Origin of the sequence: Actinoplanes sp. NPDC023714 (assembly GCF_040639855.1) — a bacterium.
GTDB lineage: Bacteria > Actinomycetota > Actinomycetes > Mycobacteriales > Micromonosporaceae > Actinoplanes.
This window is the reverse complement of the sequence record NZ_JBFAAR010000013.1, coordinates 156,047-178,835: the sequence shown is the minus strand read 5'-3', so window position 1 is coordinate 178,835 and position 22,789 is coordinate 156,047. Positions and strand designations below refer to the sequence as shown.

Genomic DNA, 22,789 nt, shown 5'->3' with positions numbered 1-22,789 from the left:
GAGCGGCGGGGGCCCGCACGTCCCGGGGAAAACCCCCGCCCCGCCCCCCAACACACGATTCGGAGCGACCGGCGATGTACGCACTAGGCCTCGACCTCGGCACCACCTACACCGCAGCCGCGACCTGGCGCGACGGGCACGCCGAGATCGTCCCGCTGGGCAGCCGGAGCGCCGTCGTCCCGTCGGTGGTGCTGCTCCGCGCCGACGAGACGTTCCTGACCGGGGAGGCGGCGAGCCGGCGCGGGCTGACCGAGCCGCACCGGGTGGCCCGCGAGTTCAAGCGCCGGATGGGCGACACCACGCCGATCCTGCTCGGCGGCGTGCCGCAGTCGGCCGAGGCGCTCGCCGCCCGGATGCTGCACGCCGCGGCCGGCCAGGTCTACGACCGGGAGGGCGGTGTCCCGGCGGCGACGTGCGTGTCGTACCCGGCGAACTGGGGTCCCTACAAGATCGACCTGATGCGCCAGGCGGTGCGGATGGCCGGCCTCGGCGGACCGGTCGCCTACACCACCGAGCCGGAGGCCGTCGCCGCCGGATACGCCCGGCAGCAGCGCCTCGAGACCGGCGCCGTCGTCGCCGTCTACGACCTGGGCGGCGGCACCTTCGACGCGGCGGTGCTGCGCAAGACCGCCGCCGGGTTCGACATCCTCGGCCGTCCGGAGGGCATCGAGCGGCTCGGCGGCATCGACTTCGACGCCGCGGTCTTCCACCACGTGCAGCAGGCGCTCGGCGGCCGGCTCGCCGACCTCGACGAGGACGACTCCTCGGTGATCGCCGCGGTGGGCCGGCTGCGCGAGGAGTGCGTGACGGCGAAGGAGGCGCTCTCCTCGGACACCGACACGACCATCCCGGTGCTGCTGCCCGGCTTCGCCACCGAGGTACGCCTGACGCGCTCGGAGTTCGAGGCGATGGTGCGACCGGCCCTGTACGGCTCGGTCGAGGCCCTCAAACGTGCCGTCGCCTCGGCCGGCTGCGGCGTCGACGACCTGCACGCGATCCTGCTGGCCGGCGGCTCCTCCCGGATGCCGATCGTGGCGCAGATGGTGGCCGCGGAGTTCGGCCGGCCGGTCGCCGTGGACGCGCATCCCAAGCACGCGGTGGCGCTCGGGGCGGCGTGGCTCGCGAGCGGGGCGCAGCCGGCGCCCGTGGGTCCGGTGTCGGGCCGTGCCACGCCGGCGCAGCGCCGCCCGGCGCCCGGTCCGCGCCGTCCGGGGTCGTCGCCGCCTTCCTCGCCGCCTTCCTCGTCGCCGCCGCTGTCGCCTTCCTCGACGCCGTCGCCGTCGCCGTCGCCGTCGTCTGCGTCTGCGTCTGTGTCTCCGTCTTCGGCCTCGGCCAGGGCGGCGGTGGCCGGGTCGGCGCCGGTCGGTGATCGGCGCACCACGGTCTTCCCTGCGTCGGCGACGCCTCCCGAACCGGTCACGTCCAAGGTGGGGCAAATGCCCGCCGCCCGGCCGCCTGAGCGGCCATCGCAGTCCCCGCCGGCCGAGCGGGCAGCGCGCTCCTCGCAGGCCGAGCCGACCGAGAGGCTGCCCTCCGATGCCCGCCGAGCAAGCGCCGGGGCCCGCCAAGGAAGCGCCGACTCCCGCCGAGCGAGCGCCGGGGCCGGCCGGGCGAGCGCCAAGGTCCGCCGGGCGAGTGGCGGACGTGCGCCGTCGCGGCGGCGGTGGGTGCCGGCCGGCGCGGCGATCGCGCTGGTGGTGGGGCTGGTGGCGGCCGGGCTGGCCTATGCCGGCTCCCGCCGCGACGATCCGGCCGGCCAGCTGACCGGCGCGGGGGCGGGCGCCTCCGCGGCGCCGGGCACGAACGCCGCCGCGCCCGCCGACGAGGTCTGCACCGACCGGATCAGGAGCAATCCGCGCTGGGTCTGCCTCACCTCCGCGGTGATCGCGGACGGCACGCTCACGATCGACTACGACGTCGACTTCGGGGGGTCGGATCCGGACGTCAGCGGCGGCTATCACCTGCACATCTACGGCGGTGACGGCACCTATCCGGCCGACCACGACATGGGTTCGCACGCGCCGAAAAGCGAGAGAGGAGATTGGTACGTCGAGGACGCCCGCCCCTCGGTCCTGGACACCGGGAGCGACCGTTTCCGGACGGCGATCGGCGACGCGCCGAAGGTCTGCGCCCGGATCGCGCTGGCCGGGCACGGCCTGGTCCAGGACACCGGGGGCACCTACCGGACCGGCAACTGCGTGCCGATCGTCAGGGAGTGACGGCGCAGGACTCCGGGACGGTCAGCGACTCGACGAGCCGGGTCGCCGCGGAGGTGTGCTTCGCGTACGCCTTCGGGTAGGCCGACACCTGCACGGCCTGGGCGGCCTCGGTGAGCTTCATGGCCTGCCAGCCGTCGACCGTCAGCAGCTTGTCGTAGAACTTGCCGGTCTGGTACGCCGGGTCGCGCAGCTGCGCGGGCGTGCCCCACCCCTGGCTCGGCCGCTGCTGGAACAGCCCGATCGAGTCCCGGTCGCCGCCGCGCAGGTTGCGCAGGCCGGACTCCTGCATCGCGGTGGCGACCGCGATGACCAGCGCCTGCTCCGGCACTCCCCGCTCGGCGCCGACGGCCACGATGATCCGCGCGTTCTCGATCTGCGCCCCGGTCCAGCGGCCCGATGCCGCCGGCGCCGAGGCGGCCGGGGCGGGGACGCAGCCGGCGTCGGCACGCACCAGCGGGCTGATGAGGAAGCCGGCGAGGATCGCCACGGCCAGAACGAAGATCGCACGCACGACGGCGAAGGGTACAGGCCCGTCGATGTCCGGGGCGGGCAGGGCCGTTCTTCACGTACCTCGCGGTCCTGGATCGATCCTGGACCGCGAGGACCCGGGTCGATGCAGGTGTCAGCGGGCGACGACGACCCTCGCGGCCGGCCGGGTGGCCTGGACGCGGCTGCGGCGGGTGAATCCGGGTGAGCCGGGCGGGGCCGGCCGGGTGCGGGCGACGATGACGTCGTCGTCGGCCCGATTGCCGGGTTTCGTCCGGTTCACCACGCGGCGCAGGCCCGGGTGCCGGGTCTCCCAGGCCTCCCGCACCCGCGACGGGAGGTGCAGATCCCGCCAGACCCGCCGCAGCGTCACCGGGTTGATCAGGTCTTCGACCTCGCCGCAGTCCGCCGCCTCGCAGAGCACCTGCTCGTAGGCGTGACGCAACTGGGCGGGGTCGTCGAGCTCGTAGCGCCTGCGGCTGGGATGCCCGGCCGCCATGTGATGCGGCACCTCGAGCACGCCGAGGCTGTTCCCGTGCAGGTTCTCGATCCGATCGGGTACGGCGGGGGCCCGGCTCGCGGCGCTGCGGTTCTTGCGGCCGTCACGGGCGGCGACGTAAGGCATGCCCACCAGGCTAGGACTCCGGCGGCCCTCGTTCACCGAAAATCGGTGGCGGTGAGGTCGTGACCGGCGCAACCTGGAATGCGACAGATCCCCAGCGCCGAGGAGAACGACGATGCGAGCAGCTTCCACGCTCCGGACCCTTTTCCGTCCCACCGTGGAGACCTGCTTTGGCATTGTTGAACCTCGGGATCGTCGCCCATGTTGACGCCGGCAAGACCAGCCTGACCGAGCGCCTGCTCTTCGAGGCGGGCGCGGTCGCCGCGCCGGGAAGCGTCGACGACGGCACGACCCGTACCGATTCGATGGATCTCGAACGCCGGCGCGGCATCACCATCCGCGCGGCCGTCACCTCGATCGGCCTCGGCGACCTGACCGTCAACCTGCTGGACACGCCCGGCCACCCCGACTTCATCGCGGAGGTGGAGCGTTCCCTCGCGGTGCTCGACGCCGCGGTGCTCGTGGTGTCCGGTGTGGAGGGCGTGCAGCCGCAGACCGTCGCGATCTGGCGTGCCCTGCGCCGGATCGGCGTGCCGACCGTGCTGTTCGTCAACAAGGTCGACCGCGGCGGCGCCGACGTCGGCCGCGTGGTCGCCCAGATCAGCCGCCGCCTCACCGCCCGCCCGGTGGTGCTGAGCACGGTGACCGGCCAGGGCCGCGCCGACGCCCGGGTCCGCGCCGTCTCCCTCGACGCCGAACCGGTGGTCGAGGCGGTCGCCGAGGCCGACGACGCGCTGGCCGCCCGGTGGCTCGCCGACGAGCCGATCCGGGCCCGGGACGTCCGCCGCGCCATCCGCCGTGCCGTGCGCGGCAACGTGCTGACCCCGGTCGCCTTCGGCTCGGCCATCACCGGCGCGGGTGTCCCGCAGCTGCGCCACCTCCTGGCCGACCTGCTGCCCCGGGCCGGAACGCCGCCGCAAGAACCGGCCGTGGCGCGGCAGGGGAAACCGGCCGTGGCGCGGCCGGGGGAGCCGGCCGTGGCGCCGCCGCGCGAACCGGTCGTGGGCACGGTCTTCGCCGTCGACCGGGACGGGCACGGGCGCCGCGCCTGGCTGCGGCTGTGGTCCGGCCGGCTCCGCGTGCGCGACCGCGTCCGGCTGGGCGGCGGGCGGCCGCAGACGGTCACCGAGATCGCGGTGAGCGAGCCCGGCGGCGTCCTGGTGCGGCCGTTCGCGTCGGCCGGGCAGATCGTCGCGGTGCGCGGGCTGCCGGCCCGGATCGGGCAGCACGTCGGCGACCCGCCGCGGCGGCACCTCTACCGCTTCCCGCCGCCGACCCGGCAGGCCCTCGTCGAGCCGGTCGACCCGGCCCAGCGGCTGGCGCTGTTCGCCGGGCTGACCGAGCTCGCCGACGAGGACCCCCTGGTGGACCTGCGGCTCGACGAGCACCAGGGGCAGGCCGTCATCCGGCTGCACGGCGAGGTGCAGAAGGAGGTGATCGCCGCGCTGCTGGAGGAGCGCTACGGGGTCCGGGTCCGCTTCTCCGGGACGCTGACCGCGTGCATCGAGCGGGTCGCCGGTACGGGCGCGGTCGAGGACCGGATCCGGGAGCGGGGCAATCCCTACCTCGCCGGCATCGGCCTGCGCGTCGAGGCCGCACCGGCCGGCCACGGCGTCACGTTCCATCCCGGCATCGAGCCGGGCCGGCTGATCCCGGCGTTCATCGCGGCCACCGAGGAGGGGGTGCGGGCGGCGCTGCGGCAGGGCCGGCACGGCTGGCCGGTCACCGACGGGGTGGTCACCATGACGTCCTCGCAGTACCAGCCGCGGCAGAGCAGACCGCACCAGAAGTTCGACAAGTCGATCTCCAGTGTGGCCGCCGACTTCCGGAACCTCGCCCAGGTCGTGGTGACCGCGGCGCTGCGCGAGGCCGGCACCCGGGTGTGCCAGCCGTTCGAGCGGTTCGACGTGAACGTGCCGCAGCACCTGGCCGACGCCGTGACGGCGCTGCTCGGCCGGACCGGCGCGGTCATCCACGAGGCCGACACGGCGGGCGGGTACCTCGAGGTGGCGGGCACGCTGCCGTCGTCCCGGGTGCCCGAGGTCGTCGCCGCCCTGCCGGACCTCACCGGCGGCGAGGCCGTCCTCACGGCGCGGTTCGACCACTACGCGCCGATCACCGGCGAGGACCCGCCCGTCCTGCGCCGGCGCGGCCCCGACCCGGCCGACCGCGAGCAGTGGTTCCGGGAAGTCCCGCGGTGAGGCTCAGGAGGCGTAGCGCTTCTCGGCGCGCGCCCGCGCCTTCGCCGCCTCGACCTCCCGGTCCTTCGGCGGCGCGCTGGTGACCAGCCCGGCCAGCAGCTCGGCGGTGGCGGCCCGGACGGCCGCCACCGCCCGGTCGAACACCTCCTGGTTCGCCTGCGACGGCCGGGTCGAACCGGCGATCTTCCGGACATACTGCAGCGCTGCGGCGTGGATCTCGTCCTCGGTCGCGGGCGGCTCGAAGTTGTGAAGCTGGTGAATGCTCCGGCACATGTCGTCTCCCCCTGAAGATCGGGATGATCACAGATAGGTTTCCATGTAATACTCAGCGTTCTGGCGGATCTTCACCATCACGGGGTCAGCATGCCACTGCGTATCGCATTGCTGGCGGGTCTCGCGCTCGCGACCGTCGTGCAGGCTCTGCACCTCATCCTGCCGGAGACCGCCGGATACGCGCTCTCCGATGTGATCATCACGGTCCTCAGTGGCTATGCGGCGGTCAACTACCGGGCCCGGGCCCGGGACACCGTCAACCCGCCGCGGATCCAGCTGGCCTTCGGGTTCGGGGCGGCGGCCTGCGCGTCGTGGTCGGCGTCGAACTTCCTGTTCCTGGTGGATGTGCTCGGCGTCGAATGGGCCGCTGCTCCGGCCGTCGTGCTGTCGACGCTCGCGGCGGTCCTCGTACCCATCGCCATGGTTCTCGCAGGCCCGCGCCTGCGCGGCATCGCCGCGGCCCGGCAGATCATCGACGTGGCCGCGGTGTCCGGAGCGTTCCTCGCGCTGGTCCGCGAATTCCTGCCGCCGATGGAGGAGCAGCAGGTCGCGGGCGCCGAGACCGCCTTCTCCGGGTACGCCATGACGATCGTGGTGGTGCTCGGTTTCGGGGCGGCGGTCGCGCTGGTGACCCTGGCGGCCTCGGAGCGCGGCCGGCAGGCGAGCGCGCAGCAGCTCCTCGCGTTCGCGGCCCTGGTGCAGGCGATCACCCTGCTCGTCTCGATCCGCAACGGGGTGGCCGGCGAGCCGTGGTGGGCCAACGGGGTCGGCGCCGGGTACGTCCTCGGCGCGTGGGTGATGGCCGTGTCCAGCAGGCTCGCCGTCTCCCGGCCCGGCACCGACGGCGTGGAGCAGCTGGTGTTCAGCCCGTGGGCGCTGCTCCCGTACATCCCGGTCGCCACCGCGGTCGGGGTCGCGGCGGGCCGGCAGCTCACCGACGGCGAGCTCGGCGAGGTGCTGATCTGGCTGCTGCTCAGCAGCTTCTCCCTGGTGCTGCTGCGGCAGTTCCTCACCCTCGTCACGGTCGGCCGGCTCACCGTCACCCTGGAGCAGCAGCGGCAGGCCCTCGCCTATCAGGCCCACCACGATCCGCTGACCGGCCTGCTGAACCGGTCCGCGTTCGACAGCCGGGCGGCCGCGCGGCTCACCGCCGGATACCTCGAGGCCTGCGCCATCGTCATCGACCTGGACGGCTTCAAACCGGTGAACGACACGCTCGGGCACGCGGCCGGCGACGACGTGCTGGTCACCATCGCCCACCGGCTCCGGGGCGAGCTGCGCGGCACCGACCTGATCTGCCGGTGCGGCGGCGACGAGTTCGCGATCCTGCTGATCGACGCCGGTCCGCGGGCCGCCGTGCTCGCCGACCGGCTGCTGCGCCGGCTCGCCCAGCCGATGATCGTCCAGGGCCACCAGGTGAAGGTGGGCGGCAGCATCGGGGTGGCCACCACCCGGCGCGGCGAGCGGGTCGGGATCAGCGCGCTGCTGCGGCAGGCGGACACCGCCATGTACGCCGCGAAGGCCGCCGGCAAGGGCACGATCCACCGGCATTCGGCGACCCCGGCCTAACATCGAACCCATGGTGCACTGGTACGAGTCGTCGATCGACCGGCAGCTGCGCGAGGCCACCGAGCGGGGCGAGTTCGACAACCTGGCCGGGACCGGCAAGCCGCTCGCGGGTCACGGCGAGGACTACGACGAGGACTGGTGGGTGAAGGACTGGGTGCGCCGCGAGGGCGGTACCGCCGGGGTGATCCCGCCGAGCCTGGCCGTGCGGCGGGCCGCCGAGGATCTTCCGGAGACGGTCGCCAGGCTGGGCGCGGAGGCTTTCGTGCGGCAGCACGTGGCCGAGCTGAACGAGCGGATCGACAAGTGCCGCCGCGGGCTGATCGACGGGCCGCCCGTGGTGCTGCCGCTCTTCGACGCCGACGAGGTGGTCGCCGCGTGGAAGGCCGCTAGACCTCGTTGATGCTGATCGGCTTCGCGGTGAGCACGTCGCACTGGACGTAGGCGAGGTCGATCGTCACGTCGGTGAACCAGAGGACCGGCAGGGTCAGCGGCGGCGGCTGCTCCGGGGTGAAGGTCACCGGGATCAGCCCGAAGAGCTTGCCCTGGAACCGGGGGGAGTAGAACTCGACGTTCCCGTCGGTGGTCAGCTCGCCGCTCTCGATCAGCGTGGTCCTGCCGTTCGGCTCGGCGATCGCGAGGCTGAACGGCTTGTTCACGGCCTTGTCCATGCTGAAGAAAAGGCTCTTGACCGGCCCGTTCGCGGTCGGGACGTCGACCACGCCCTCGTACGTCGAGTCGTACATGGTTAGCGACTTCGTCTTCAGGACGCCGGGCTTCACGCCGGCGCGCGGGATGTCGCCGGGGTCGGCGACCAGGCCCTCCTGGCGGGCGCCGAGGCAGGGGATCTCCTCCGGCTTCGCCGACGGCGCTGGTTCCTTCGATGGCGCCGGTTTCTCCGATGGCGCCGGTTTCTCCGACGGCGCCGGTTTCTCCGACGGCGCTGGTTTCGCCGACGGCGCCACCGAGGAGGACGGTGACGGTGACGGCGGATCGTCCGGATCGAAGAGGTCGTTCAGGCCGTCGTTGATGCCCTCGATGACGTCGTTGATGCCGTCGAGGATCGGAGTGTCGCTCTTCTCCTCGGTCTCGGCGCTGGGGCTCGCTGCCGGCGACGACGAAGCGGACGGCGACGATGAAGCGGACGGCGGCGACGAAGCGGACGGGGAGGCGGACGCCTTCTTCTTCGCAGGAGCGGCGGTGGCGGCCTTCTTCTTGGAGGCGGCTGTCGACGGCGAGGGTGTGGCGGTCCGCGAGGGCAGGCCCTCCGGGCAGTCCGGCGCCGCGTCGGCGGGCATGTCCCCGCCGCCCACCACGGCCGCGGCGAGCAGCAGAGGCGCGATCAGGATCAGCGCCCTGCGCCGCATCGACCGATGCCGCGGCCCGTGATCCCCGCCCGCGGGCCCGGGGACGTCGTCGAGGCCGGGGACGATCGCCGGGTCGCTGACGACCGGCGGGAACTCGGTGGTCGGCTCGCCGCTGTCGTGCACCGGCGCCCCGGGATCGCCCTCCGGGGAGCCCGGCGTGACCGGCGGTGGCGTCCAGGCGATCACCAGCGCGCCGCCGACGATCCCGAGGATCATCCCGGCGATCCAGCCGCCGAGGTTGAGCCCGATGAACGAGTAGAGCGCCGTCAGCGTCCCGATCACCCCGTAGAACAGCCGCTGCGCCGGGCTGAACCAGGCCAGCGCCCCGCTGATCAGCAGCAGCGTCGGGATCAGATACGACAGGAAGCCCTGCGGCCCGATGTGGATCTCGATGTTGTCCAGGGCCATGTTGGCGCTGAGGAACATCTCCAGGCCGGACAGGATCAGGAACAACCCGCCCCAGAAGGGCCGTTCACGCCGCCACTTCCGGAAACTCGCCGCCGACACGCATCCTCCACTGATGGCAGGGGGAAGCCCGCGGGGCAGTGCCCCGCAGGCCCGGAGAACTCACTCGTAGTAGCACTCGTGCTTGCCGCCGACGTGGAGCTTGAGGCTCATGCCGTTCAACGTGAAGGTCGAGGCCGAGGTGTAGTACGCCTGCTGGCGCAGGTTGTTGATGGTGACCGTCTTCGCCTGCTGGCCGAACGCGCCGGACTCACCCTTGGCCTCGTCCTGCGCCCGGTCGAGGGTGCCGGCGTCCAGCCCGATCTGGATCTCCTCGAACGTGGCGTCGCCACCGAGCGAGGACATGCCGATCAGCAGGTTCTCGGCCTTGACCGGGTGCGCGGGGTCGTCGCCCGCCTCGATCCGCAGGGTGACCGGGCCGACCGCCACCGACTGGCAGAGGTCGTTCAGCGTGGCCCTCTCGATGCCGGACATCGCGGCCTGTACCGTGCCGTCCTTGGTCTCGAGCTCGCCGCTGTACTGGGTGAAGCCGTTGCCCACCAGCTTGCTGGCGGACAGCTTGAACTGCTCGCCGGCGATGGTGAAGTTCGCGGCGAGCGCGCCGTTGGCCAGCGCGAGGACCAGGCCACCGGCGACGACCGCCGGCACGCCCACCGCCACGGCGAACCGGCGCCAGTTGGTACGCCCGTACGCCGGAGCGCTTTGCGCATCCTTCACGGAACCTCCTCGAAAGGCTTCCGGCCAGTCAGCGACGTCGATGCTGCGGCCGTAATGTGCCGGAAATGTTGCCGCTGACGACCGGCCACGACAAGAGGTCCGGCTACCAGTCAGTAACCCAGATCACTTTGATCAACATGACGGAGGGTGATCTGCGCCACCCATCTGTCCGATATTTCCGACAAAACCTTTCGGGCGGCCGAGTTACCCGTTACCCCGGGTACGCAAGAGGTCGATTGTCACGACTTGATAACGAAGCTGAATACTTGCTGAGTGGCATTTGATCTGCCGCACCTACTTAGGAGACGGCACCTTCCTGCCGATCGGGGTTACATGAACGCTCGCGAGGAGCGCCGGCCATGAGCGTGCAGCGACGTCTCAATCTGGGCTTCGCTGCCCTGGTACTGCTCTTCGTGGCGTTCCTCGTGGTGCAGTTCGCGGTCGGCGGCCGGATCCACACCGACAACGAGCACCGGGTCGCCCGGATCACCGGCGCCTGGTTCGCGAACGAGCGCGTCCTGCAGCAGATGACCGACGCCGAGACCGGTATCCGGGGCTTCCAGCTCACCGGCGACCGGTCGTTCCTCGAGCCCTACGTGACCGGCCGCAACGCCGCGCTCGCCGCCCTCGACGAGGTGGCGGCCGGCACCCGCGACGACGCGGTGCGCACGATGCTGGAGCGGGAGCGCACCGTCGTCTACGGCTGGCTCAACGACTACGCCACGCCGATAGCGACGGCCGGCGACACCGGGGTCACCGACGAGACCGCGGCCCGCGGCAAGCAGATGTTCGACGAGCTCCGCCTGGTCAACGAGGCGGTCGGCGAGACGATCAACGCGGAGTTGCGGGCCGACAAGAAGGCCGGCGCCGGCGCCACCCGTACCGTGACCACCGTCTCGGTCCTGCTCCTTCTCGCCATCGTGGCCGTCGCCTACGCCGTGGTCCGGACCGCCCGCCGCCACGTGCTCGTCCCGCTCGCCCGGCTCGGCCGCACGATCCGGCATCTGGCCGAGGGCGACCGCTCGGCGCGCGCCGAGCCGGCCGGCGCCGAGGAGCTGCGGACCGTCGCCGAGGCCCTCAACGACCTGGCCGCCCAGACCGAGGAGCTGCTCGCCGCCGAGCAGGCCCGGTCGGCGCGGGCCGGCCTGCGCCAGGCGGTCGCGGCGGAGCTGCAGGATCTGCGCGAGCCGACCGTCTCGGTCCAGCGCATCGCCGAGCTGATCGGCGTGGCCGTCGGCTCCGGCACGGTGCACTGCGTGCTCGCCATCCCGGGGACCGGCCCGGTCCAGGTGCACTGGCCGGCCGGCGTGCCCGAGCTCCCCGAGGCGATGGTGTCCGACCTGCTCACCGGCGGCCCGGGACGGGTGAAGGACTTCGGCGACGGCGCGCTCGGCGTCACCATCGGCGGTGACGCCGACTGCGAGGCCGGATATCTGCGGGTCAGCCGGCCCGGCACGACCGAGTGGTCGGACGGCGAGCGCCGCCTGCTCACCGGCGTGGGCGGTGCGATCGAGCGGGTGCTGCGCCAGCTCACCCTGCAGTACCGCCAGGCCCGCCTGATCACCGAGCTGCGGATGCTCGACCACCGCAAGGACGTCTTCATCCAGACCGTCACGCACGAGCTGCGCACCCCGCTCACCAGCATCCTCGGCTACACCGAGATGCTCACCGAGGACGCCGACGACCTGAGCCCGATGCGGAAGCGCTCGCTCAGCGCGATCATGCGCAACGCCCACCGCCTGCACGACACGATCGCCGACCTGGTCCTGCTGGACCGGCCGGAGGCGGGCAGCGAGGTCTCCACCGAACCGCTCGACCTGGCCGAGATCGCCGGCACCGTGCACACCGAGCTGGAGAACGCGGCGCGGGCCAAGGAGCTGACGGTCAGCTTCGAGGCGGAGGAGTGCTGGGTCATGGGCGACCGCATCCAGCTCCAGCGGGCGCTGCGCAAGCTCATGGAGAACGCCATCAAGTTCACCCCGTCCGGCGGCAGTGTCCGCTGCTCCCTGAGCGCCGGCGAGCACAGCGTCTCGGTGGCCGTCACCGACACCGGCATCGGCATCCCGGCCGAGGACGTGCCGGGCCTTTTCACCCCGTTCCACCGGGCCGGCAACGCGGTCGACCAGGCGGTCCAGGGGCCGGGGCTGGGCCTCGCCATCGTCCGGGACATCGTGACCGACCACAACGGGACGATCGCCGTCCAGTCCGTGGTGGGCCGGGGCAGCACCTTCACCCTGACCCTGCCGGCCGTGACCGCCCCGGTGCCGGACGCCCTGCCGGACGCCCTGACCGTCGGCTGACCGCGTCCGCTCATCACGCCCTCATCGCGTGTTGAGTTCGGGTGCGGATCGCGCCGGAACTCAACACGCGAGGGCGGGTCGACTGTTGCGTGTTGGGTTGGGGTGCGGATTGTGCCGGAACTCAACACGCGATGGGGGGTCGAGTGTTGCGTGTTGGGTTGGGGTGCGGATTGCGCCGGAAGTCAACACGCTGGGAGGTGGTCAGGGGGCGGTGAGGGTGACCACCGCGTGGCCGGCCAGGTCGCCGGTGCGGTGGGTGATCAGCAGGACGGTACGGTCGCCTGCCGCCGCGAGCAGGTCCCGGGTCAGGGCGCCCGCCGTCTCGTCGTCGAGGTGCTCGGTGGGTTCGTCGAAGACGAGCACCTTCGCGTCGCTGAGCAGCATCCGGGCCAGGGCGAGCCGCCGCCGCTGACCGCCGGAGAGCGCCATCCCGTGCTCCCCGACGAGGGTGCCGAGGCCGTCCGGGAGGGTCTCCACCCAGTCGAGCAGCCGGGCGGCCCGCAGCGCGGCCCGGATCGCGTCGCCGGTGGCGTCCGGGCGGGCCACCCGGAGGTTGCCGCCGATCGTGGTGTCGAAGAGGTGGGCGTCCTCGGGCAGGTACCCGACCACCTCCCGGACCCGGTCGGCGGGGATGTCCCGCAGGTCGACGCCGTCCATCGTGACCCGGCCGGCGCGCGGGTCGAGGAACCGGACGAGCAGGGCCGCCACGGTGCTCTTGCCGGAGCCGCTCGGCCCGGTCAGGGCGACCCGGCCGCCGGCCGGCAGCACGAGGTCGACGTCCCGGACCGCGGTCCGCCCGGCCACCCACCCGGCGGTGACCCCTTCGAGGCGGATCTCGGGAACGGCCCGGAAGAGCGCGCTCCCGGGAACGCATCGGGCCGTGGACGTCAGCGGATCCGGCGCGGCACACACCTCGTTCAGCCGGCGCAGCGAGGCCCGCGCCGCCGCGTACGTCCGGGCCGCCACCGGCAGCGGCGCTGCCACCTCGAACACGGCGAGCGGTGTCAGCACGACGAGCGCCAGCAGTTCCCCGGGCATCGCGCCGGACCGCACCGCCACGGCGCCGGCCACCAGCCCGGCGATCACGCACAGGCCGCTGGTCAGCACCGTGACGGCGGACGACAGCCCGGCCGCGAAGGCGGATCGGCGGCCGGCGGCGGTGAGCCGGGCGTCGACCCCGGCGAGGCCGGCGAGGCGGGCGCGCGTGGCCCCGTACGCGGAAAGGTCCGCAAGCCCGTGCAGCAGATCGACCACCGCGGTGGTGAGCTCGCCGCGCAGCGGCGCGAGCCGCCCGTCGGCACGCCGCGCCGCCGCACGCTGCAGCAGCGGCACCCCGATCGCGACGACGGTCAGCCCGAGGGCGAGCGCCGCCCCTGCGGCCGGCACGAGAGCGCCCACCACCAGCACCGACGCGAGGCCGGTCACCGCCGCGACGGCGTAGGGGAGGACCACCCGGGTGACCAGGTCGAGGACCGCGTCGACGTCGGCGGCGAGCCGCTGTGCCAGGTCGGCGCGGCGGAAGTCGGCGAGTCCGGCCGGGGCGAGCCGTTCGAGCCGGGTGTAGAGCCGCACCCGCACGTCGCCGAGGATCCGGAACGCGGCGTCGTGCCCGATCAGCCGTTCCAGGTAGCGGAAGACGCCCCGGCTCAGCCCGCACGCCCGCACCGCCACGATCGCGACCATGAGGTGCAGCACCGGCGGATGCAGCGCGGCCCGCGAGATCAGCCAGGCCGAGCAGGCGGTCAGGGCGATCGCGGCGCCGGCGGCGCCGACTCCGGCGAGCAGGGCGAGACCCAGGCGGCCCGCCGCGGGCTTCATGATCGTGTACGGGGTGAAAGCACTGCCGCTCATGCCACACCTGCCGGGATCCGCGGGTGGGAGAGGTCGATCGCACGGTCGGCCAGGGCGATCAGTTCCGGACGGTGGGCGGCGATCAGCACGGTGCGGCCGGCGGCCAGGCGGCGGATCGCGTCCATGACGGAGGCGGCCGTGTCGGCGTCGAGGTTCGCGGTCGGCTCGTCGAGCAGCACGATCGGGGCGTCCCGCAGGAAGGCCCGGGCGAGCGCGATCCGCTGGCGCTGACCCGCGGAGAGGCCGGTCCCGGCGTCGCCGAGCACGGTGCCGAACCCGTCCGGCAGTTCCCGGATGAAGGCCGCGGCCCCGGCGCGCTCGGCGGCCGCCTCGACCAGGACGGGGTCCGATCCGGCGGTGAGGTCGATGTTCTCGTACACGGACGCAGCGAAAAGGTGCGGGCGCTGCGGGACCCACGCGATCCCGCGGCGCCAAGCCGCTGGATCGAAATCGGACAGCGGGATGCCATCGACGGTGACGCGACCCGTCGTCGGAGTGACGAAGCCGAGCAGGACGTTCAGCGCCGTCGACTTGCCGCAGCCGGACGTGCCGGTGAGCGCCACCACCTCGCCCGGAGCGATCGTCGCGGTGAGGCGCAGGGCCGGCTCGGCGCGGTCCGGGAAGCGCACCTCGACGTCCTCGAACGCGATCACGCCGGTCGCCGGAGCGCAGGAGCCCGTCGCGGGCAGGGGCGTCTCCAGGACCGCGAAGACCTCCTCGGCGGCGGCCAGGCCCTCGGCGCTCGCGTGGTAGTGCGCGCCGACCTCGCGCAGCGGGCGGTACGCCTCGGGGGCGAGGATCAGCACGAGCAGCGCGGTCGCGAGATCGAGGTCGCCGGTGACCAGGCGGAGGCCGATGCCGACCGCGACGAGCGCCACCGAGAGGGTGGCGAGCAGCTCCAGGACCAGCGAGGACAGGAAGGCCGTCCGGAGCGTGCGCATGGTCTGCCGGCGCTGGTCCTCGCTGATCCGCGCGATGATCGCGGCCTGCGCGCGGGCCCGGCCGAAGAGCTTGAGCGTGGGCAGGCCGGCCACCACGTCGAGGAAGTGGTGGGAGAGGCGGGCGAGCAGCCGGAACCGGCGGCGGTTCTGCGCCTCGGTGTGCATCCCGACCAGGGCCATGAAGAGCGGGATGAGCGGCAGCGTCACCGCGATCGTGACGGTCGCGACCAGATCGGCGGGGAGCAGGCGGAGCAGCAGCAGGCCCGGGACCAGCACGGCGAGCACCAGCTGCGGCAGGTAGCGGGCGAAGTAGTCGTCGAGCGCGTCCAGGCCGTGACCGGCGAGGGCGGCCATCTCGCCGGCTGGCCTGCGGTGGCCGGGGCCCAGCGCCGCGAGGTGAGTGAGCAGGCGGCGGCGCAGCTCGCTCTTGACGGCGGCCGCCGAGCGGGCCGACGCGACCTCCTGCAGCCAGGCGACCAGCGCGCGGGCCGCCACGACGGCGATCAAGGGCATGATCCGCACCTCGCCGGAGGACAGGAACACCGCCGTGATCGCGCCGGCGAGGAGGACGGCCTGCGCGATCAGCAGCGCGGCCTGGCAGGCGCCGAGGACGACGGTGGCCGCCAGGTACGCCCGGGTGGCCCGGGCGTACCGGAGCAGGCGGGGGTCGAGGGGCTTCACGCCGGGATGTCCTTCAGGGTGAGGCGCTTGCGGAACACCCAGTACGTCCAGCCCTGGTAGAGCAGCACGATCGGGGTGAAGCAGACGGCCACCCACGTCATGACCTTCAATGTGTACGGGGTGGAGGCCGCGTTCGTCACGGTGAGGCTGTTGGCGGCGTCGAGGGTGGACGGCATCACGTCCGGGAACAGCGTCACGAACAGCGCCGCCACGGCCAGCAGGATCGTCGCGCCGGTGGCCGTGAAGGCCCAGCCCTCCCGGCGTGCCCGGGTCGCCACCACGGCCCCTGCCAGGGCGAGCGCCGCCAGGACGGAGAGCGCGACACCCCCGCCGTCCCCGTGGGTGAGACCGGTCCAGATCAGGAACGCGGCGGCGATCGGCACTGCTGCGAGGGCGAGGCGGGCGGCGAGACGGCCGGCCTGGTCGCGCATCGGGCCGTCGGTCTTCAACGCCAGGAAGACCGCGCCGTGCAGGGTGAAGAGCGACAGCGTGGTCAGGCCGCCGAGCAAGGCGTACGGGTTGAGCAGGTTGACGAACCCGCCCGCGTACTCGTGGTTCGCGTCGATCGGAACGCCGCGCAGGATGTTGCCGAACGCGACGCCCCAGAGGAACGCCGGGATCAGGCTGCCCCAGAAGATCGCCAGGTCCCAGCGCCGCTTCCAGGAGGCCTCCGGGCGCTTGCCCCGGTATTCGAAGGCGAGACCGCGGACGATCAGCGCGACCAGGATGATCAGCAGGGGCAGGAAGAAGCCGGAGAAGAGGGTGGCGTACCACTCGGGGAAGGCCGCGAAGGTGGCGCCGCCGGCGACCAGGACCCAGACCTCGTTGGCGTCCCAGACCGGGCCGATCGTGTTGATGGCGAGGCGGCGGGAGCGGTCGTCCCGGCCGACCACCGGGAGCAGGATGCCGACGCCGAAGTCGAAGCCCTCGAGGAGGAAGTAGCCGGCCCAGAGGACGCCGATGAGGAGAAACCAGACGGTGGTGAGTTCCATTTCCAGCCCCGAGGTCAGTAGGCGAAGGCGAGCGGTTTGTCCTCTTCATGAGGCTCGGGCTCTATCGGCGGTGCGCCCGCTTTGGCGTACTTGACGAAGAGGCCGAACTCGATCACCGCGAGGATCCCGTAGAGGACCGTCAGCACGATCAGTCCGGTGGCGGCCTCCCCGGTCGAGACCGACGGCGACCCCGACTCGGCCGTCTTGAAGATCCCGAAGACGGTCCAGGGCTGCCGGCCCATCTCCGTGAAGATCCAGCCGAACGAGTTCGCGAGCAGCGGCATCGCGACCGTGCTGACCGCCGCGATCCACAACCACCGGCCGCGGGGCCGCCGGTCGCCCCGGTTGAGCCAGAGCGCGGCGGCCGCGATCAGCATCGCCAGCCCGCCGAACCCGATCATCAAGCGGAACGACCAGTAGGTGACGGGCACGATCGGCCGGTAGTCGCCCGGCCCGTACTTCTCCTCGTACGCTGCCTGAAGGTTGTCGATGCCCTCGACCTCGCCGTCCGGAGAGCCGGTCGCCATGAAGGAGAGCAGCGACGGGACGCGGACGCTGTAGAGCTCCTCGCCGCCGTCGAGGGAGCCGACCGTGAAGAGCGAGAACGAGGCGCTTCCGGTGGTCCCGTAGAGCGCCTCGGCCGCGGCCATCTTCATCGGCTGCTGCTCGGTCATGACCCGCGCCTGGATGTCACCGGTGATCATCACGCCGACGCCGGCGATCAGCACGACCCAGGCGCCGAGCCGCATCGTGGGCCGGAAGACCTCGGTCTGATCGCCCTTCCTGAGGTGCCAGGCGCTCACCGCGAGCAGCATCGCCCCGGCCGTCAGGAAGCAGGCGGTGATCGTGTGCGGGAACGTCACGAGCGTGGTCGGGTTCGTCAGCACCGCGCCGATGCTGGTGAGCTCGGCCCGGCCGTCGCCCATGGTCCAGCCGACCGGGTGCTGCATCCAGGAGTTGGCGGCCAGGATGAAGTAGGCCGACAGCAGGGTGCCGAGCGACGCGAGCCAGATGGTCGCGAGGTGCAGTTTCTTCGGGAGCCTGTCCCAGCCGAAGATCCAGAGGCCGAGGAACGTCGACTCCAGGAAGAACGCGAGCAGGCCCTCGATGGCGAGCGGGGCGCCGAAGATGTCGCCGACGAACCGCGAGTACGCCGACCAGTTCATCCCGAACTGGAACTCCTGCACGATGCCGGTGACCACCCCGATCGCGAAGTTGATCAGGAAGAGCTTGCCCCAGAACCTGGTGGCCCGCAGATAGTGCTCCTTGCCGGTGCGGACCCACGCCGTCTGCAGGCCGGCGACCAGGGCGGACAGCCCGATCGTGAGGGGTACGAAGAGATAGTGGTACACGGTGGTGATGCCGAACTGCCACCGCGAGAGATCGAGCGCGTCCACGGGCGTCCTTTCCGAAGTCCCCCTCACCCTCCTGCGGCGGCTTCCCGATGATCAGGGGCGAACGGCGCCCGCGGCCCGGGCCGAAAGTCCCGGGACTGTGTCCGGCAGGTAACCGGGGCGGGCTCGCGGATCGTCAAGATTCGAAACACGTGGCGCGTAGCGTACGAACGTGGATCTGAACACCGTCACCGAAGTGATCAGCCCGGCCGCTCCCGGCTGCTGGCGGCCCGGCGACGCCTGGCTGGGCGGCGGGACCGCGCTGTTCGGCGAGCCACGCCCGGACGTACGGCGTCTGCTCGACCTCACCGCCGCGGGCTGGCCACCGCTCACCGTCCACGACGACGGCTCGGTGGAGATCGCCGCCACCTGCACGGTCGCCGCCCTGTACGAGCGGCTCGGCCGGCACGCCATCGTGCGGCAGTGCTGCCACGCCTTCCTCGCCTCGTTCAAGATCTGGAACGTCGCCACGGTCGGCGGGAATCTCTGCGCCGCGCTGCCGGCCGGCCCGATGATCTCGCTGGCCGTCGCGCTCGACGCGTCGTTGCTGCTGATCGGCCCGGACGGGGCCGGCCGCCGGGTGCCGGCCGCGTCGTTCGTGACCGGCGAGGGGACGACGGTGCTGCGTGAGGGGGAGTTGTTGCGGTCGCTGCACATCCCGGCGTCGTCGTTCGCGGCGCGCTACGCCTGTCGCCGGGGCTCGCTGCATCGGCACGGGCGGTCGGCGGCACTGCTGATCGGGCGGGGTTCCTCTGCGGGGGTCATCTTGACCGTGACCGCGGCGACCCGGCGTCCCCATGTCCTGCGTCTTCCGGCGGACGACCTCGCGGCGATCCCGGCCGGCGACTACGTGGACGACGTGCACGGACGCCCGATCTGGCGGCAGCACCTCACCCGTCACTACGCGGCGCAGATCCTCGCGGAGCTCTCATGATCGAGATCAACGGGACGGCCCACGACCGCGCGCCGCGACCCGGCCAGTGCCTGCGCACCTACCTGCGCGAGGAGGGCCTGTTCGGCGTGAAGAAGGGCTGCGACGCGGGCGATTGCGGCGCCTGCACGGTCCACGTCGACGGCGAGCCGGTGCACTCCTGCGTCTATCCGGCATTCCGCGCCGACGGCCACCGCGTCACGACCATCGAGGGGCTCGGCACACCCGACGATCTCCATCCGGTCCAGCAGAGCTTCCTCGACGCGCAGGGATTCCAGTGCGGCTTCTGCACCGCCGGCATGATCATGACATCGGCCGCGCTCTCCGCCGATCAACGCGCCGACCTGCCGAGGGCCCTCAAGGGCAACCTCTGCAGATGTACGGGATACCGCGCCGTGGCGGACGCGATCGCAGGAGCGTGCGGGGTGCCCTCCTACGCCTCCTCGTTCTCGTCTTCCTGCGGCGCCGGGTCTTCGTCTGTGTCTTCGTGCGGCGGCGGGTCCAGTGTCGGCTCGAGTCTCGGTGCGCCGGCCGGGCCGCAGGTCGTCACGGGCGTGGCCCGCTACACGTTCGATCTCGACGTACCCGGGCTGTTGCATTTGAAGGTCCTGCGGTCTCCTCATGCGCACGCCCGGATCATCGGGGTGGACGCGGCGGCGGCGCTGGCGGTGCCCGGTGTCGAGGCGGTGATGACGCACAGAGACGCTCCGGATCGGCTCTTCTCGACGGCGCAGCACGAGAACGAGGCCGAGGACCCCTACGACACCCGCGTCCTGGACGAAATACTGCGATTTGTCGGGCAGCGGGTGGCCGCTGTCGTAGCGACTTCCGAGGCGGCCGCCGAGGAGGGTTGCCGCCGGCTGGTCGTGGAGTACGAGGTGCTGCCCCACGTCGTCGACCCGGTAGCGGCCCTCGCGGCGGGCGCGCCGGTCATCCACGCCGGCAAGGGAGTGCCCGAGGGGATCTCCCGCGCCGCCGACAACGTCGTGGGCGAGTTGCACGCCTCGCTCGGCGATGTCGCCGCCGGTTTCGCGGAGGCCGACTTCGTGTCGTCGGGCACGTTCCGGACGGCCCGCGTCCAGCACGCGAGCCTCGAGACGCACGGCGCGGTCGGCTGGCTCGACGACGACGGCCGGCTGGTGCTGCGCTCGAGCACGCAGACGCCGTTCCTGACCCGGCGGGCGGTGGCGCGCCTCTACGACCTGCCGCAGGACCGGGTCCGGGTGATCGCCGGCCGGGTGGGCGGCGGTTTCGGCGGCAAGCAGGAGATGCTCGTCGAGGACCTGGTGGCCCTGGCCGTGCTGCGAACCGGCCGCCCGGTGAAGTGGGAGTACACCCGCGCCGAACAGTTCACCGGCGCCACCACCCGGCACCCCTTCGTCGTCACCGTCAAGGCCGGCGCCCGCGCCACCGGCGAACTGACCGCCCTCCAACTCAACGTCCTCGTCGACACCGGCGCCTACGGCAACCACGGCACCTCGGTGATGCACCACGGCTGCCACGAGACGGTAGCCGTCTACAAATGCGCCAACATCCGCACCGACGCCGTGACGGTCTACACCAACACCGTGCCGGCCGGCGCCTTCCGAGGCTACGGCCTGGGCCAGGTCACCTTCGCCGTCGAGCAGGTCCTCGACGACCTGTCCCGCCAGACCGGCCTCGACCCGGTCACCTTCCGAGAGCTGAACGTCGTCCGCCAAGGCGACGACCTGACAGCCCCCGGCGACCACGTCGACGACCTGGGAATAGCGTCCTATGGCCTGGACCAGTGCCTGGCCCACATCAGAGCAGCCTCCCCGACCTATTCCGCCACCACTTCACCTCCCTCCTCACCCACCGTCCCGCCCACCGCGTCGCCACTGTCCGCACCCGCCGCTCCGCCCGCCGCGTCGCCGTTGCCCGCAACCACGGTCCCGGCCCCGCCCGCCGCGTCGCCGCTGCCCGCAACCGAACCCACGGCCGCCGCGTCGCCCCCGGCTTCGGCGTCGTCCCCGGCTTTGACCGGCGCTCCTGCCGGCACGTCGCTCTCGGCCTCAACCGGCGCTCCCGCCGGCGCTTCGCCCCCGGCCTCGATCGGCGCTCCTGCCGGCGCGTCGCCCTCGGCCTCGATCGGCGCTCCCGCCGGCGCTTCGCCCCCGGCCTCGATCGGCGGCCCGGTGCCGGCGATGCAGGACGGTGGCGAGGAGGCACCGGACGGCTGGCTCGTGGGCGAGGGCATGGCGATCGCCATGATCGCGTCCGGCCCGCCCGGCGGACACTTCGCCGACGCGACCGTCAAAGCGCTCGGCGGCGGCCGTTACGAGCTCGCGGTGGGCACCGCCGAGTTCGGCAACGGCAGCACCACGGTCTTCGCCCAGATCGTCGCCGACGAGCTCGCCACCACCCCGGACAAGGTGGTGATCCGCCAGTCCGACACCGACCTGGTAAGCCACGACACCGGCGCGTTCGCCTCCACCGGCGTGGTCGTGGCCGGCCGCGCCGTCCTGCGCGCCGCCCGCTCCCTGCGCACCGGCGGCGACGGTCACGGCTTCTTCGACGGCACGCCGCGTTCCGTGGCCTTCAACGCCCAGTGGTTCCGCGTAGCGATCGACCCCGACACCGGCGAACTGCGCATCCTCCGCAGCGTCCACAGCGCCGACGCCGGCACCGTCATGAACCCGGCCCAGCTCCGAGGCCAGATCGAAGGCGGCGTAGCCCAGGCGATCGGAGCCACCCTCTCCGAACACGTCGACATCTCCGACACCGGCGAAGTGACCACGACGGCCTTCCGCCAGTACCACCTCCCCACCTTCGCCGACATCCCCCGAACCGAAGTCCACTTCGCCGACACCACCGACGCGATCGGCCCGCTCGGCGCCAAGTCGATGAGCGAGAGCCCGTTCAATCCGGTGGCCCCGGCCCTCGCCAACGCGATCCGGGACGCCACGGGAATAAGAATGACCGATCTCCCCTACACGGCCGACCGCATATGGCTGGCCCTGCAGGAGAAGAAAGGCGCCATTTGACGGAGGACCGCGTTCGTGGTGGCGGTATCCCCGATCGTCGGAGCGCGCCTTTCCTGAGCAATTCCTCTCGGCCGGTGCCCGTCGACGACCGGTCATGGAATCGCCATTTCGAGGTCCGCCCGGTCTCTGCCGCAAAGGCGCCGGGCCAGCGCTTGGAGGCGCCGGGCCGTCGCTCGGAGGGGCCGGGCGGTCGCCGGGAGGTGCGGCTGTGCGCGCCCGCCGTGTCAGGTGGCTCCGCGGCCTCGGCTGCAGAGTCACCGGGCCGTCGCTGGGACCCGCCGGGCCAGTGCTTGAAGACGCCGGGCCATCGCTGGGACCCGCCGGGCCAGCGCTTGGAGGCACCGGGCCGTTGCTTGGAGGCGCCGGGCCGTCGCTCGGAGGGGCAAGGCCGTCGCTGGGGAGTGCGGAGGTGCGCGCTGGCCGCGTCGGGCGGCCGCCCGGTCTCGGCTGGGAAGTTGCCGACCCCCGGCCGGAAACCGATGGCGGCGCCGGACCGTCGTTGGGAGATGCGGGGCTCAGAGCTTGAGCTGTGCGGCGCTCGCTCAATTGGTGCAGGCGTCGCGCGTGACGCTGGGCCAGGCCCCATTCGCGGTGGCGGGTGTGTTCGCTCCTGAATCGGTCGGCTGCCGGTGAATGGTTGCGGCGCAGCGTCCTATCCCGGAGGTGTCTTGTAGGAAACAAGGAAAGCTGCGCCATGCGTCATTCTTGCTCGCCCCCGAGATCCTCGGCCAAGGCCACCACCGGTAATTCAGAATGCGGAAACCCGGGAGCCGGCGTA

General features: G+C 72.5%; 16 protein-coding genes. 7 read left to right on the top strand and 9 right to left on the bottom strand.

The annotated features are described in order from the left end of the window. Positions 1-74 precede the first annotated feature (74 nt). On the top strand, positions 75-2,219 hold the full coding sequence (locus AB0G10_RS38710; RefSeq protein ID WP_360933866.1) for an Hsp70 family protein: 2,145 nt from the start codon (positions 75-77) through the stop codon (positions 2,217-2,219). Here AB0G10_RS38710 and AB0G10_RS38705 read toward each other — a convergent pair. Next, positions 2,209-2,730 carry a peptidase M23 gene (locus tag AB0G10_RS38705; RefSeq protein WP_360933863.1) on the bottom strand — a complete coding sequence of 174 codons (522 nt, stop codon included), beginning with the start codon at positions 2,728-2,730 and terminating at the stop codon, positions 2,209-2,211. The two genes, AB0G10_RS38710 and AB0G10_RS38705, sit on opposite strands and share 11 nt — an antisense overlap. Positions 2,731-2,841: 111 nt before the next feature. Next, positions 2,842-3,330, bottom strand: coding sequence for a hypothetical protein (locus tag AB0G10_RS38700; protein ID WP_360933860.1), 489 nt, complete (start codon positions 3,328-3,330; stop codon positions 2,842-2,844). Positions 3,331-3,497: 167 nt separating this feature from the next. Between AB0G10_RS38700 and AB0G10_RS38695 the strand changes: the two genes are divergently transcribed. Next, positions 3,498-5,528, top strand: coding sequence for a translation factor GTPase family protein (locus AB0G10_RS38695; RefSeq protein WP_360933857.1), 2,031 nt, complete (start codon positions 3,498-3,500; stop codon positions 5,526-5,528). 3 nt (positions 5,529-5,531) lie between these two features. Here AB0G10_RS38695 and AB0G10_RS38690 read toward each other — a convergent pair whose 3' ends face one another. Continuing rightward, the gene (locus tag AB0G10_RS38690) at positions 5,532-5,801 is read right to left on the bottom strand and encodes a DUF2277 domain-containing protein (RefSeq protein WP_360933854.1); all 270 of its coding nucleotides are present in this window, start codon (positions 5,799-5,801) and stop codon (positions 5,532-5,534) included. A 90-nt stretch (positions 5,802-5,891) separates the two neighbouring features. Here AB0G10_RS38690 and AB0G10_RS38685 point away from each other — a divergent pair, with 90 nt between their 5' ends. Both AB0G10_RS38685 and AB0G10_RS38680 read left to right on the top strand, forming a co-directional pair. Then, positions 5,892-7,370: a GGDEF domain-containing protein gene (locus AB0G10_RS38685; RefSeq protein WP_360933851.1), complete on the top strand. Its 1,479-nt coding sequence runs from the start codon at positions 5,892-5,894 to the stop codon at positions 7,368-7,370. 10 nt (positions 7,371-7,380) lie between these two features. Beyond that, on the top strand, positions 7,381-7,770 hold the full coding sequence (locus AB0G10_RS38680; protein ID WP_360933848.1) for a DUF1992 domain-containing protein: 390 nt from the start codon (positions 7,381-7,383) through the stop codon (positions 7,768-7,770). Here AB0G10_RS38680 and AB0G10_RS38675 read toward each other — a convergent pair. Together AB0G10_RS38675 and AB0G10_RS38670 are read right to left on the bottom strand one after the other, a co-directional pair. Next, positions 7,757-9,241, bottom strand: a complete 1,485-nt coding sequence (locus AB0G10_RS38675) for a DUF6114 domain-containing protein (RefSeq protein WP_360933845.1) — start codon at positions 9,239-9,241, stop codon at positions 7,757-7,759. The two genes, AB0G10_RS38680 and AB0G10_RS38675, sit on opposite strands and share 14 nt — an antisense overlap. Before the next feature lie 60 nt (positions 9,242-9,301). Then, positions 9,302-9,916: a DUF6230 family protein gene (locus tag AB0G10_RS38670; RefSeq protein WP_360933842.1), complete on the bottom strand. Its 615-nt coding sequence runs from the start codon at positions 9,914-9,916 to the stop codon at positions 9,302-9,304. A gap of 359 nt (positions 9,917-10,275) precedes the next feature. Here AB0G10_RS38670 and AB0G10_RS38665 point away from each other — a divergent pair, with 359 nt between their 5' ends. Further along, on the top strand, positions 10,276-12,216 hold the full coding sequence (locus AB0G10_RS38665) for an ATP-binding protein (protein WP_360933839.1): 1,941 nt from the start codon (positions 10,276-10,278) through the stop codon (positions 12,214-12,216). A gap of 201 nt (positions 12,217-12,417) precedes the next feature. Here AB0G10_RS38665 and cydC read toward each other — a convergent pair whose 3' ends face one another. From cydC to AB0G10_RS38645, 4 genes are read right to left on the bottom strand one after another with little or no spacing between them, the layout of a single operon-like run. Continuing rightward, positions 12,418-14,067 carry a thiol reductant ABC exporter subunit CydC gene (cydC, locus tag AB0G10_RS38660; protein WP_360933836.1) on the bottom strand — a complete coding sequence of 550 codons (1,650 nt, stop codon included), beginning with the start codon at positions 14,065-14,067 and terminating at the stop codon, positions 12,418-12,420. Next, entirely contained in the window at positions 14,064-15,689 is a 1,626-nt protein-coding gene (gene cydD, locus AB0G10_RS38655; protein ID WP_360933833.1) for a thiol reductant ABC exporter subunit CydD, read from the bottom strand. Before cydD ends, cydC begins: the two co-directional genes overlap by 4 nt. Further along, positions 15,686-16,681 (bottom strand): cytochrome d ubiquinol oxidase subunit II, encoded by a 996-nt coding sequence (gene cydB, locus AB0G10_RS38650; protein ID WP_360933830.1) that lies wholly within the window; start codon positions 16,679-16,681, stop codon positions 15,686-15,688. The genes cydD and cydB overlap by 4 nt, the downstream gene beginning before the upstream one ends. 14 nt (positions 16,682-16,695) lie before the next feature. Further along, positions 16,696-18,078: a cytochrome ubiquinol oxidase subunit I gene (locus AB0G10_RS38645; protein WP_360933827.1), complete on the bottom strand. Its 1,383-nt coding sequence runs from the start codon at positions 18,076-18,078 to the stop codon at positions 16,696-16,698. Positions 18,079-18,247: 169 nt separating this feature from the next. On the opposite strand from AB0G10_RS38645, the gene AB0G10_RS38640 reads away from it, so the two are divergent. Further along, on the top strand, positions 18,248-19,009 hold the full coding sequence (locus AB0G10_RS38640) for an FAD binding domain-containing protein (RefSeq protein ID WP_360933824.1): 762 nt from the start codon (positions 18,248-18,250) through the stop codon (positions 19,007-19,009). Further along, entirely contained in the window at positions 19,006-22,011 is a 3,006-nt protein-coding gene (locus tag AB0G10_RS38635; protein ID WP_360933821.1) for a molybdopterin cofactor-binding domain-containing protein, read from the top strand. Before AB0G10_RS38640 ends, AB0G10_RS38635 begins: the two co-directional genes overlap by 4 nt. Positions 22,012-22,789: the final 778 nt, after the last annotated feature.